Origin of the sequence: Streptomyces sp. XY431 (assembly GCF_001279805.1) — a bacterium.
Classification (GTDB): Bacteria; Actinomycetota; Actinomycetes; order Streptomycetales; family Streptomycetaceae; genus Kitasatospora; species Kitasatospora purpeofusca.
Genome location: NZ_LGDO01000458.1, coordinates 1 through 12,664, shown reverse-complemented (window position 1 = coordinate 12,664; position 12,664 = coordinate 1). Strand labels below are relative to the sequence as shown.

Sequence of the window (12,664 nt, the reverse complement as noted above, 5' to 3'; positions counted from 1 at the left end):
CTCGGTCGGGTCAAGGGGGAAACGCCGGCGCTCCGGGGTTCTCCGGGTGGGGCTGTCCGCTCAGTGCCGCAGGATCCGCGCGTACACCGCCTCGACGGCGCGCTGGGCGCCCGCCACGTCGAAGCGCTCGGAGCGCTCCCGGGCGGCGGTCGCGAGCCTGGTGCGCAGCTCGGGTTCCTCGGCCAGCCGGGCGAACGCGTCGGCCAGCGCGGACGGGTCGCCGGGCGGGACGAGGTAGCCCTGCTCGCCGTCGTCCAGCACCTCGGGCATGCCGCCGACCCGGGTGACCACCGACGGCAGTCCGCTGGTCATCGCCTCCATCAGGGCGACCGGCAGGCCCTCCTGACGGGAGCTCAGGGTGAACACGTCCAGTGCGGGCAGCAGTTGCGGCACGTCGGGGCGCGACCCGGTCATCAGGACGGCGTCGGCAATGCCCAGTTCGGCGGCCCGGGCGCGGAGTTGCCCCTCCAGTGGTCCGGCGCCGATCAGCACCAGCCGGGCCAGGGGGTGGCGGCGCAGCAGGTCCGCGTGGGCGGCGAGCAGGGTGGCCTGGTCCTTCTTCGGGGTCAGGTTGCCGACCGTGCCGACGACGAACGCCTCGGTCGGCAGGCCGAGTTCGGCGCGGGCGGCGGCCCGGGCGGCCGGTCCTGCGGCGGCCCCGGCCAGGTCGGGGCCGTGGTGCACCACGGTGACCCACTCGCCGGGGCGGCGCCGTCCCGGCGGGACGGTCCGGGCGACGGCGTGCGAGACGGCGATCACCGCGTCGTTGCGCCGGTAGGTGAGCGCGTTGGCCCAGCGGGTGGCCGGGCGGTAGCGCTCCCAGACGTTGTGCTCGGTGTGCACCAGGCGCGGCCCGGGGCCGGTCAGGGTGGGGGCGAGCAGCCGGGCGGCGGCGGCCGGTACCGGCATGTGGGTGTGCACCAGGTGGTACCGGCGCTCGGCGAGCAGTCGGCGCAGCCGCAGCGGCCAGCGCGGATCGGCCCGGCCCGGGGTGCCGGGGACGCCGCCCAGGCAGTGCACGGTCACCCCGGCCTCGGTGAGCGCCGGGGCGAGCGCGTCCTTCCACGGCAGGACGTAGGCGACCTCGATCCGGTAGCGCGAACGGTCGGCGTGGCGGGCGCAGTTGAGCAGCAGCTGCTCGGCGCCGCCGCGGCCGAGGCCCTTGGCCAGCCACAGCACCCGCACGGGGGCGTCCGCCGGCCCGGGCTCCGGCACCCGTTCCGGCGCCGGCTCTGCCCGCGGCGGCTCGTCCAGTGGCCCGCTCATCGCTCCTCCGCCTCGCGCAGCAGGGCCGGTTCGCCCTGGTCGCCGCCGTGCCCGTGGCCGTTGGCGCTGCCAGCACCGGTGCCGTGCGGACCTGCGCTGTTCGCACCGGTGCCGTTCGGACCTGCGCTGCCCGGGCTGCCGCCGTTCTCCCCGGACGCGCGCCGCGCCCAGCTGGGGGTGGTCCGTCCGCCGCCGCGCTCCCCGGACGGTTCGGCGGCCCGTTCCGGCCCGGGAACGGACGTCCGCTCCGGCGTCGGCCCGGACTGGCGCGGCAGCGCCGCCTGCGGCTGCGGCCCGCCCCGCCCGGCCGGTCCGGACCCCCCGGTGCCGCCCGCGGGCCCGCGCCGCCGCCGACCGGAGGGGCCGTAGGTACCGAGCAGGGCCACGCCCGCCACCGGCACCCCGGTCCGGGAGAGCAACTCGGCCACCCGGTCGGCCTGTTCCGGGGTGACATTGCCGCTGCGCACGGTGACCAGCACGGCGTCCGCGTGCTGCACCAGGTCGTAGGCGTCGTTGGCGTGCAGCAGCGGGGAGGTGTCGATCAGGACGACGTCCGCGTGCGGCCGGACCCGCCGCAGCACATCGCCGGCCCGCAGCACCAGCGCCGCCGGGTACGCGGTGGTGTTGCCGCCGGTGATCAGCGAGACCCCGGCGACATTGGTCGGCCGGATCAGGTCCTCCAGTTCGTCGAGCCGCTCACCGCTGAGCAGTTCGGCCATCCCGGGTCCGTCGCCCACGCCGAGGTGGGTGTGCAGCTGCGGGTGGCGGAAGTCGCAGTCCAGGACGAGGACGCCGCGGCCGGTCTCGGCGAGCGCGGCGGCCAGGTTGGCGATGGTGATGGTCCGGCCGTCGCGGCTGCCGCCGGAGGCGACCAGGACCACCGGCGCCGGCTCGGTGAGCGGGCGCGGGACGGCCCGCTTCGGGTCCCGGTCGTCACCGCCGGCCGGCCGGGCCAGGGTGTCCGGGCCGGTCAGCAGCAGGGTGGAGCGCAGCGAGCGGTAGGCCTCGGCGGCCGGGTCGGACGGCCGGGCGCGCACCAGCGGTTCGCGCACCCGGCGCTGCCGGCGGGACAGGTGCGGCACTTCGCCGATCACCGGCAGGTTGAAGGCCTCCTCGACCGCGTTGCGGCTGCGCAGCCGGGTGTCCATCCGGCTGAGCATGAGTGCCGCGACCACACCGAGCGCGAGGCCGAGGAACACCGCCAGGCCCAGCCGCACGCTGCGGCTGGGGGAGGAGAGCAGGTTGCTGGTGCCCTGGCGGGCGTCGATGCTGCCCCACTGCTGGATGGCGTCGGTCTGGGCGCTGTTGGCCAGCTTGCTGATCGTGGTGAGGGTGGTGGTCAGCGAGGTGTTGGCGGCGGTCAGCTTGGGTTGGAGCTTGGGCTGGTCGGCGGGGGAGGAGCGGTTGTACTGGGCCTGGATCTCGTTCAGCTGCTGCTGCTGGGCTTCCGCCTGGGCCTGCAGCTTCTTGATCGTCTCCGCGGTACTGCGGGCCGACTCGTCGCTGTAGCCCTTGATGATCGCGGCCGAGTAGGCGGTGGCCAGGTCGGAGCAGGACTGCCCGGTGGGGCCGGTGGTGGCGATGGTCAGCATCTGGGGGCTGTCGGCGGTGACGGTGCGGCGGGCGATCACCTCGGAGGCGTCGGTGATGCCGAGCTGTTTCGCGGCGGCCGCGGCGACGTCCGCGCCCTGGGCGTAGGAGAGCACCTGGTCGGCCCGGACGGTGTCGCCGGCGCCGGCGACCGGGGTGATCGCGACCTTGCACTTCCATTTGGCGTTGTCCACCGTGTCACCGGTCGGGGTCAGCAGCCAGCCGACGACCAGCGCGGCGAGCGTGCAGCCGACGAGCAGTCGCCAGTAGCGCCGCAGGACGGTGAAGTGGTTTGCCGGTTCCACCGGTTGGATCCCCTCGCGTTCGTGGTGCGGTGGTGCTGTCAGCGCCCGTCGCCTCCCGGTCCGGGAGGGCGGCGGGTCCGGGTACCGCTGGTCGGGTCACGCCCCGGGGCGTGACCGGCACACCCTCGCGGGCACGGTGGAATCCCTCGGCTGATGTCGCAACCCGCCCCCCTGACGACTCGCGGACAACGTCCTGAACGACGTACTCCCCACGGCGTGGTCCGGCCCGGTGGTGCATCGCGTGCGCCGCACGCCGACCGCCGCCCCCGCCGGATCCCCTTGCGATGCTTCCCGAGCCCCGACGTGCGGCGCAACCGCTTTGGCGATACTGGCCCGGGAGATCGCGTACACCGGCCGCCGACCCGCCCGGATCCGGACAGAACGGGCCGTCGGCGTGTGTGCGTCCCCGCACTCGGCCGGTTTGCGTCCCCGCACCCGGGCCGGGCGCGCACCGCCGACGGGTCCGGCCCCCGGAGTGCCCGGGCCCCGGACGGGCTCAGACCGTCCGCAGCCGCAGCGAGCGCTCGTAGAACCCCACCATCTGCGCCGACACCTGGTGCAGCGTGAACGAGGTCAGGAACCGGGCCCGCGCCGCCTTCGCCCGCACCCGCGCCGAGGCCCGGTCCTCCAGGGTGTCGACGAGCGCCGCCGCCAGCGCGGCCGGGCGCTCCGGCGGCACCAGCCGGGCGTAGTCCTCGGACCCGACCGTCTCCCGCAGGGCCGGCACATCGGCGGCCACCAGCGGCACCCCGACGCCCATCGCCTCCATCGCCGCGCTGCCGAGCCCCTCCCAGCGGGACGGCACCGCGAACGCGTCCGAGGCCGCCATCAGGTCGAACACGTCGTCGCGCGGCCCGAGGAACCGCACCCCGCCGGTCGCCGCGGCCAGCGCCCGCAGCCGCTCGCTCTCGCCGCCCTCGCTGCCGGCCAGCAGCAGCACCGCCTCCGGCTCCGCCCGCAGCACCTCGGGCCAGGCCTCCAGCAGGACGTCCAGGCCCTTCTGGTACTGCTGCCGGGCCGCGGCCAGCACCACCGGCACGTCCTGCGGCAGCTCCAGCGCCGTCCGGACGGCGGCCCGCCGGTCCGGCGTCACCGAGCCGAGCAGCTCCGGGTCACGCCCGCGCGGCACCACGTCGATCCGCTGCGACGGCACCCGCAGCCGCCGGGCCATCGCCCCGGCCACGTACCTGGTCAGCGCGTGGAAGCGCCGGGTGCCCTGCGCGGTGGTGGCGTCCACCGCCTGCGCGGCCCGCACCTTCCACGGGTTCAGCCCGCGCGCGTTGCGGTGCTCCGGCCCGTACGCCGCGTTGACCAGGCTGGTCACCACCGGGGTGCGGGCCGCCAGGGCGGCCGCCCGGCCCAGCACGTCCGACTCGTAGAGCGTGGTGTGCACGAGGTCGGGCCGCCGCTCGCGGACCAGCCGGTGCAGTGCGGCGACGGTGCCGCCCCGGGTGGGCCGGCCGACCCCGAACACATCGGCCCCGGCCGAGGTGAGCTCGGGCTGGAAACCGCCGGGCGAGTCCTTGAGGTACGCGACGTCGAGCTTCACCCCGGCCCGTACCAGCTGGGGGGTCATCGCCACCAGGCCCTGCTCGGCCCCGCCGACCCGGCTCACGCTGTCGATCACATAGAGCACATGCACAGGCCAACCCCCGCCCTCCTGGGCGCCCCCGGTCTCCCGTGCCGGGAGGGCGCCCTGACTGCCGCTCAGCATCGCAGGTCGCGGTCGGCACCCGCCAGCGGTTCGGTCAGACCGGCGCGGGGGCGGGTGCGCCGCAGGCCGGGTGCCGCGGACCGGACGCCGGCGAACGGTCAGGGGGCGGTCGACGGCGCGGAACGGGGGCGCGTGCACCCCGGGTGGGGCGCACGACGGCTTCCGACCGGCGCCCTCCCGGAGGCCGTACGCCGACCTACGGACCACCGCCGGGTTGCGCGAAGGGGTCGTCCCTGACGGGGCGCTGTGCCAAGGTCGTTGCCATGCCCGAAGCGACACCGGTCAGGACGGCCGGAACCCGCCCCCGCATCCTTCACCTCATCACCGATCCACGCCGTCGCGGCGCCCAGAACCTCGCCCGCGACCTGCACCGCGAACTGCGCCGCCGGGGCCAGGCCTCCGCACTGCGCGCCCTCGCCCCGCACCCCGACGCCCACCCGGACGCCCCCGACACCCGCGCCACCGCGGTGCTCGGCCCCGGCCGGCTCCACCCGCGCACCCTCGCCGCCCTGCGCACCGCCGCCCGCACCGCCGACCTCGTGGTCGCCCACGGCTCCTCCACCCTCCCGGCCTGCGCCCTCGCCCTCGCCGGCACCAGCACCCCGTTCGTCTACGTCTCCATCGGCGACCCCCGGCACTGGACCGCGGGACCGGTCCGCCGGCTGCGCACCGGCGCCCTGCTGCACCGCGCCGCCGCCGTCACCGCCCTCGCCGACGAGGCCGGCGAACTGCTCGTCGAACGCTTCCGGCTGCCCGCCGGCCGGGTCCGCACCATCCCCAACGCCCGTGCCGCCGACCGCTACCCGCCGGCCGCCGACGAGGCCGACCGCCGCGCCGCCCGGCAGGCGCTCGGCCTGCCCTCGGACGGCCTGCTGGTGGCCTGGCTCGGCGCGATCGCCCCCGAGAAGCGCCTGGACCTCGCCCTCGACGCCCTCGGCCGGCTCCCGGACGTCCGCCTCGCGGTCGCCGGCGACGGCCCGCAGCGCTCCGCCCTGGAGCGACATCCCGCCGCCGCCCGGGCCCACTTCCTGGGCACCCTCGCCGACCCGGCGCCGCTCTACCGGGCCGCCGACGCCGTCCTGCTCAGCAGCGACAGCGAGGGTGTGCCCGGGGTGCTGATCGAGGCGGCGCTGGCCGGCCTGCCGGCCGTGGCCACGGACGTCGGCTGGGTCGGCTCGGTGGTCCGGGACGGCGTCACCGGCGCGCTGGTCGCCCCCGGCGACCCGCCGGCCCTCGCCGAGGCGCTGGCCAAGGTGCTGGCCGGCGACCGGGCCGGACTCGGCGCCGCGGCCCGGGCGCACGCGCTCGCCCACTGCGAGCTCGACGTGGTGGCCGACGCCTGGCAGCGGCTGTTCGGCGAGGTCTGCGGACGCGGCGGCGCGGCCGGACCCGCCGGACCCGCCGGGCCTGCGGCGAAGGACGGCCCGGACGGTGCGGCGAAGGCGGGCCCGGACGGCGGACGCGGCTGACGCGTCCCGGTGCGCCGGGCCGGGTGCGCCGATCGGGCGAATCCCGGCCCGACGCACCGGGACGACCTGGCCGATGACGTTCCGTCACCGCCACACTGCCCCGTGTGAAGTCGATCCTTCGAACCACCCTGCTGCTCGCCGTCGCCGCCGGGATCGCCGCATCCCCCGTCCAGGCCGGCGCCGTCACCCACCAGCCGCCCAGTGAGGGCGCCCAGTACGTCCGCCTCGACCACCCGCAGCCGGTGCGCGAGAGCGCCCGCACCGAGGCGATCGAGTTCTTCTGGTACGACTGCGGGCACTCCCAGCAGCTCGAACAGCCGCTCCAGGCCTGGACCGAGCGGCACCGCGCCGACGTCGACCTGCGCCGCGTCCCGGCCATCTGGCAGGGCAGCCGCGAGGAGACCGCCCAGCGCGGCCACGCCCGCCTCTACTACACGCTGGAGCGTCTCGGCCTGGTCGAGCGGCTGCAGGCCGCCGCCTTCCGCGCGGTCCACAGCAACGAGCAGGACGTCACCACCGAGGACACCGCCACCGACTGGGCCCTGCGCCAGGGCGTCGACCAGCAGGCCTTCCGCGAGGCCTACCGCTCCGAGGACACCCTGCGGGCCGTCGACGAGGCGGCCGCGCTGTTCGTCCGCTACGGCATCAACGAGCTGCCGACCGTGGTGGTGCAGGGCGAGTACCGCACCTCGCCGACCAACGCCGGCGGGGTCGAGGCGATGCCCGAGGTGATGGACCACCTCGTCACCCAGGACCAGCAGCGCCACCCGCGCGCCCACAAGCTGTACTGACGTCACGCCACCCCTCCCGACCTCCGACGGGCGGGCCGGTCGCACCGCGACCGGCCCGCCCCTTTTCGGTCGTCGGCCGAGGTGGGGCCGATCACCTTCACCGAACCGACCCCCGGCGGCCACACTCTGTGCCAGAGTGGGGCCGGGCCGCACCGTGACGGCGTCAACAGCCTTGGTGACGGGCCCACTTCTCGATACCGCCGGTACCGGAGAGGGCAGGTGTCCGTGGGGGGACAACGCGCGCAGCTCGTCGACGAGCGCGACAGCCAGACAACGCAGGCCCCGGGGCGACGCCCGTCGGCCGCCGACGGGCCGCCGCCCGAGCTGATCTTCAAACGCGGGCTCCGCCCGGCCCAGGTGGCCCGCGAACTGTGGGGCGCCCGCGAACTCGTCCGCGCGCTCGCCGAGCGCGACCTGCGCGCCCGGTACAAGCAGGCGGTGCTCGGCTTCGCCTGGGCGGTGCTCACCCCGCTCGCGCTGTGCGCCATCTTCACCCTGGTCTTCCGCCGTGCCGTGCACGTCGAGACCGAGGGCGCCGCGTACCCGCTGTTCGCCTATGTCGGCCTGATCGTCTGGCAGTTCTTCAGCAACACCATGAACCAGGGTGCGCTGAGCCTCGCCAACAACCTCAGCCTGCTGAACAAGGTGTACTGCCCGCGCGAGGTGTTCCCGCTCGCCACGATGCTGGTCGCCACCGTCGACATGCTGATCGGCACCGCGGTGCTCGGCCTGCTCTTCCTGGTCTTCTGGACCGCCCCCGCCGTGACCTTCCTCTGGGTGGTGCCGCTGCTGGGCATCCAGTTCGCCTTCACCTACGGCATCGCCCTCGTGCTCTCGGTGGCCGTGGTGTACCTGCGCGACGTCCGCCACCTGCTGCCGATCATCACCCAGATGGGAGTGTTCGCCACCCCCGTCGCCTACCCGCTGGCCCAGATCCCGGAGCGGCTCCAGGAGCTGTACGTCGGCGTCAACCCGCTCGGCGCCGTGATCGAGGGCTACCGCAACGCCCTGCTGTACGGGCGGGCGCCGGACGCCGCGCTCACCACGATCGCCGCGGTCTCCTCGGTGGTGTTCCTGGTCGGCGGCTACCTGCTGTTCAAGAAGCTGGAGACGGGGATCGCCGATGTCGCCTAGCCAGACCCTCCCGCTCGGGACCATCCGCACCGACCAGGTGTGGAAGCGCTTCAAGGCCGACCAGCAGCGGATGCTGCTGCGCGACAAGGTCGACTCGCTGGCCCGCCGGCTGCGCGGCGAGAAGGGCGAGGACTGGCGCTGGGCGCTGCGCGACATCTCGATGCACATCGAGCCCGGCGAGTCGGTCGGCCTGATCGGCTCCAACGGCTCCGGCAAGTCCACCCTGCTGAAGATGCTGACCCGGGTGATGTACCCGTACGGCGGGGTGATCGACGTGCGCGGCCGGATCGGCGCGCTGATCGAGATCCGGGCCGGCATCCACCCGGACCTGACCGGCCGGGAGAACATCTACCTGTTCGGCGCACTGCTCGGCCTGCGCCGGCGCGAGGTGGCCACCCGCTTCGACGACATCGTGGAGTTCGCCCGGCTCGGCGGCGCCATCGACCGGCAGGTGAAGTTCTACTCCTCGGGCATGCAGATGCGCCTCGGCTTCGCCGTCGCCGCCTATCTGGAGCCGCATGTGCTGCTGGTGGACGAGGTGCTGGCGGTCGGTGACGCGGTGTTCCAGCAGCGCTGCCTGGACCGGATGCGCGAGGTCGCCGAACAGGGCACCACCATCGTCTTCGTCTCGCACGACCTGCCCGCGGTGGAGTCCATCTGCCGGCGCGGCATCTGGCTGGAGCAGGGATCGATCCGGGTGGACGCCGGGATCAAGGACGCGATGGCCGGCTACCGCGACTCGATCGAGGCGCAGTCCGAGGCCGGCGGGCGCACCGGCGAGCCGCTCCAGCTGCTCAAGCACGAGGTGCGCGGCGAGGACCGGGACAGCCTCACCACCGACGAGCCGATGACCGTCGAGCTCACCCTGGGCGGCGAGTACCGGGGCGACGCGACCCTGCACCTGGGCGTCAGCGAGGGCACCTCCAGCCCGATCTTCCAGATCAGCCACGAGATCCGGCTCACCGGCGGGGACCGCCAGGTCTCCTGCGTGATCCCCCGGCTGCCGCTGCCGCGCGGCCGGTACACGCTCTGGGCCGGCGTCTACAGCATCGGCCGGACCGACGGCGGCACGCTGATGAGCTGGCACTCGGTGGGCCAGTTCGACGTGTTCGGGCCCATGCTGGACTCCCCGCCGCGTGCCGTCGTGCTGGCCGCGCCGGTGTTCGTCCCGCACCACTGGGAGGAGTGAGGCGTGAGATCGGTCCGGGTGCTCGTCCATCTCAACAATCTGGCCCTGGGCGGCGCCCAGTTGAACGCCGTCGACATCGCCCGCACCCTGCGCGACCGGGGCCACGACCCGGTGCTGTTCGCCCAAGGGGTGGACGGTCCGGCCCCGTTGGTCGAGGTCGCGGCCGGCCACGGCCTGGACGTGGTGGTGGCGGGCGGCCCCGACACCCCGCACTCCGAGGTCCGGCGCCGGCTGGGCCGGCTGGCCGCCGAGCACGGCAGCCAGCTGCTGCACGCCTGGGAGGTCAGGGCGGCCCGCAACTCCTACTTCGGGCCCGGCCGTTACGGCCGGATCCCGGTGGTGACCACCTTCTACGGGATCCGGATGCTGCGCGGCCTGCCCCGGCACCAGCCGCTGGTGCTGGGCCTCGGCGCGCTGCTGGGCGACGGCCGGGCCTTCGGCCACCGGGACGTCAGCCTGATCGAACCGCCGGTGAACACCGCCACGGACGCCCCCGGCCTGGTCGACGGCGCCGCGTTCCGCCGCCAGCACGGCATCGGGGAGGAGGAGTTGCTGCTGGCCATCGTCACCCGGCTGGTCCCCGCGCTGGAGAAGGACGCCGGCGCGGAGCTCACCGTGGACGCCGTCCGGCAGCTGGACGACCCCCGGGTCCGGCTGGTGATCGTCGGCACCGGCCCCAGTCTGGAGCCGCTGCGGGCCCGCGCCGCCGCCGCCAACGAGGCCCTCGGCCGCCCGGCGGTGCTGGTTCCGGGCCAGCTCGCCGACCCGCGCCCCGCCTACCAGGGCGCCGACATCGTCCTCGGCATGGGCGGCTCCGCCCTGCGCGGACTCGCCTTCGGCAAGCCGGTGGTGGTGCACGGCGCGGCCGGGTACACCGCCGTGCACGAGCCGGGGCCGCTGGTGGAACCGCACGCCTCGCGCTGCATGTACGGCTTCGGGGACGGCTCGCGGGCGCCCGAGGCGCTGGCCGCCCAGCTGCGGGGACTGCTCGACGATCCGGTGCGCCGGGCCGAACTGGGCGCCTGGGGGCGGGAGTGGGTGGTCGGCCGGTTCTCGCTGGAGAGCGTCACCGGCGCCTTCGAGGAGCTCTACGCCCGGGTGCTCGCCCGGCCGGGCCGCGTGGTCGGCTGGCTGAAGGACCTGGAGCAGATGACCAGGTACGAGTTCACCAAGCCGACCGCCCTGCGGCTGCTGGGGCGGTGACGTCGGTTCTCTCCTGATCGGTTCTCTCCTGATCGGCTCTTCCTCTAACCGGTACTCAGGTGTTTAATGGTTAGCATGAGCGAGCTGACGATCCCGCACATCCACCACCGCCACGTCGACGTCGACGGCCTGCGCATCTTCTACCGGGAGACCGGGCCGGCCGACGCCCCCGTGCTCCTGCTGCTGCACGGATTCCCGTCCGCCTCCCACCAGTTCCGGCGGCTCTTCGACGCACTCGGCACCCGCTACCGGCTGATCGCCCCCGACTACCCCGGCTTCGGCCACAGCGACAGCCCCGCACCCGAGGCCTTCCGTTACCGCTTCGACACCCTGGCCGATGTCGTCGAGGGCTTCTGCCTGGCCCTCGGCCTCGACCGCTTCGCCCTCTACGTCTTCGACTTCGGCGCCCCCGTCGGTCTGCGGCTCGCCACCCGCCACCCCGAGTGGATCACCGGCCTGATCGTCCAGAACGGCAACGCCTACGAGGAGGGACTCTCCGCGCAGGCCCGGGAGTTCATCGCCAACCGCCCCGGCGTCGAGGGTGCCGCGGAACGCGCCCGCGCCATCCTGGTCGAGGAGATCACCCGGGCCCAGTACGAGGGCGGTACCGGCGACCCCTCACTGGTCGCCCCCGACGGCTGGACCCTCGACCAGCACCACCTCGACCTGCCCGGCCGCAAGGACATCCAGGTCGAACTCGCCCTCGACTACCACAGCAACGTCGAGCTCTACCCCGTCTGGCAGGACTGGCTGCGCACCCACCGGCCGCCGGCCCTGGTGGTCTGGGGCCGCAACGACCTGTTCTTCACCGAGCCCGGCGCCCGCGCCTTCCTGCGCGACCTGCCCGACGCCGAACTCCACGTGTTCGACACCGGGCACTTCGCGCTGGAGGAGAAGCTGCCTGAGATCGCCCCGCTGATCGACGACTTCCTCGCCCGCCTCAAGCCCTGAGGGGCGTCCGTCCCGCCGGGTCAGTCCCGGCGCAGCAGGAGGGTGACGAAGCCCAGCGTCCCCCGGTAGCCGTGCAGCCACTCCGCACGGTGCAGATCGGCCGCCGCCCGGGCGTCCGCCGCGTCCGGGTGTCCCGGGTGGTCCAGCGCCCAGGCGGCCAGCGAGCCCGTCCAGGAGAACTCGTAGTCGTCCCACTCCGCCGGGCTGCTGACACGGCCGAACACCGGCGTCCACCCGGCCGCCACCACCCGGTCGACGGTGGTGGCCAGGTCCGCGTACTCCTCGCGCGCGGCACCCAGGCCGCCCAGCGCCGCCGACGAGGGCTCGCGCTCCCAGAAACCCTCGCCCACCAGTACCCGGCCGCCCGGCGCCAGATGCTCCCGGGCGGCGGCCAGCGTCGGCAGCAGCCCGCCGAAGGCGTGCGTCGCGCCGACGTTCAGGACCAGCTCGAAGGGCTCGCGGTCGGTGAACTCCCGGGCATCGAGATGGTGCAGCCCCAATCGCCGCTGCCCCCCCGCCGCCTCCGCCGATTCCCGGGCCCGGGTCAGCGCGCCCGCGTCCAGGTCCACCCCGACCGCCCGCCGGCGCGGCCGCGCCGCCAGCGCCCGCAGCAGCCAGCCGCCCTGCCCGCAGCCGAGGTCGAGGATCCGCCCCTCCTCCTCCGGGCCGAGCGCCCGCTCCAGCAGCGTCGCCACGGCCTCGTCGGAGAGCGGCGCGGCGATCGGGTGATGGGCGTGGGCGAGCCGGGAGATCGTCTGACGGTCCATTCGAACAGTGTGGCCCACCCGGCCCCCGTCCGTCCGGCCTTCGCCCCGCCTGCCCTTCGCCCCGCCTGCCCTTCGCCGCATTCGGCCTTCGGCCCGTCCGCCTTTTGGGCGTCCGCCCCCTACCCGTACGTCCGGCCCTTCCAGGCGGCACCCCGGCCGCGCCAGTGCTGCACCGCCGAGTCGACCGTCATCAGCAGGTACAGCGCAGCCGTGAACGGCAGCAGCAGCGCGGCCGCCGCCGGCTGCCGGTAGTAGCGCAGCATCGGGACGAAGGTGCCCGTCATC

At 75.0% G+C, this 12,664-nt stretch carries 10 protein-coding genes and 1 pseudogene; 6 read left to right on the top strand and 5 right to left on the bottom strand.

The window, feature by feature from the left end; genetic code table 11:
• Window positions 1-60: 60 nt before the first annotated feature.
• The 3 genes from ADK60_RS29205 to ADK60_RS29195 form a co-directional block, all read right to left on the bottom strand.
• Window positions 61-1,266, bottom strand: coding sequence for a glycosyltransferase (locus tag ADK60_RS29205; RefSeq protein WP_079008765.1), 1,206 nt, complete (start codon window positions 1,264-1,266; stop codon window positions 61-63).
• Entirely contained in the window at window positions 1,263-3,161 is a 1,899-nt protein-coding gene (locus tag ADK60_RS29200; protein ID WP_053649882.1) for a polysaccharide biosynthesis tyrosine autokinase, read from the bottom strand. Before ADK60_RS29200 ends, ADK60_RS29205 begins: the two co-directional genes overlap by 4 nt.
• 496 nt (window positions 3,162-3,657) lie before the next feature.
• Entirely contained in the window at window positions 3,658-4,788 is a 1,131-nt protein-coding gene (locus tag ADK60_RS29195; RefSeq protein WP_234371323.1) for a glycosyltransferase family 4 protein, read from the bottom strand.
• Between the two features lie 350 nt (window positions 4,789-5,138).
• On the opposite strand from ADK60_RS29195, the gene ADK60_RS29190 reads away from it, so the two are divergent.
• From ADK60_RS29190 to ADK60_RS29165, 6 genes are all read left to right on the top strand, one after another.
• Window positions 5,139-6,344, top strand: coding sequence for a glycosyltransferase family 4 protein (locus ADK60_RS29190; RefSeq protein WP_053649880.1), 1,206 nt, complete (start codon window positions 5,139-5,141; stop codon window positions 6,342-6,344).
• A gap of 104 nt (window positions 6,345-6,448) precedes the next feature.
• A complete protein-coding gene (locus ADK60_RS29185; RefSeq protein WP_045942763.1) occupies window positions 6,449-7,135 on the top strand; it encodes a thiol:disulfide interchange protein DsbA/DsbL in 687 nt (228 codons plus the stop codon).
• A 225-nt stretch (window positions 7,136-7,360) separates the two neighbouring features.
• Window positions 7,361-8,269 (top strand): ABC transporter permease, encoded by a 909-nt coding sequence (locus ADK60_RS29180; protein WP_045942765.1) that lies wholly within the window; start codon window positions 7,361-7,363, stop codon window positions 8,267-8,269.
• Window positions 8,259-9,458, top strand: coding sequence for an ABC transporter ATP-binding protein (locus ADK60_RS29175; protein ID WP_045942762.1), 1,200 nt, complete (start codon window positions 8,259-8,261; stop codon window positions 9,456-9,458). The genes ADK60_RS29180 and ADK60_RS29175 overlap by 11 nt, the downstream gene beginning before the upstream one ends.
• Window positions 9,459-9,461: 3 nt before the next feature.
• Window positions 9,462-10,661, top strand: coding sequence for a glycosyltransferase family 4 protein (locus ADK60_RS29170; RefSeq protein WP_053649878.1), 1,200 nt, complete (start codon window positions 9,462-9,464; stop codon window positions 10,659-10,661).
• A gap of 75 nt (window positions 10,662-10,736) precedes the next feature.
• Window positions 10,737-11,612 carry an alpha/beta fold hydrolase gene (locus ADK60_RS29165; protein WP_045942761.1) on the top strand — a complete coding sequence of 292 codons (876 nt, stop codon included), beginning with the start codon at window positions 10,737-10,739 and terminating at the stop codon, window positions 11,610-11,612.
• 20 nt (window positions 11,613-11,632) lie between these two features.
• Here ADK60_RS29165 and ADK60_RS29160 read toward each other — a convergent pair whose 3' ends face one another.
• Window positions 11,633-12,379: an SAM-dependent methyltransferase gene (locus ADK60_RS29160; protein ID WP_053649876.1), complete on the bottom strand. Its 747-nt coding sequence runs from the start codon at window positions 12,377-12,379 to the stop codon at window positions 11,633-11,635.
• A 119-nt stretch (window positions 12,380-12,498) separates the two neighbouring features.
• Window positions 12,499-12,664: pseudogene (locus tag ADK60_RS43920) on the bottom strand (glycosyltransferase); the annotation flags it as partial.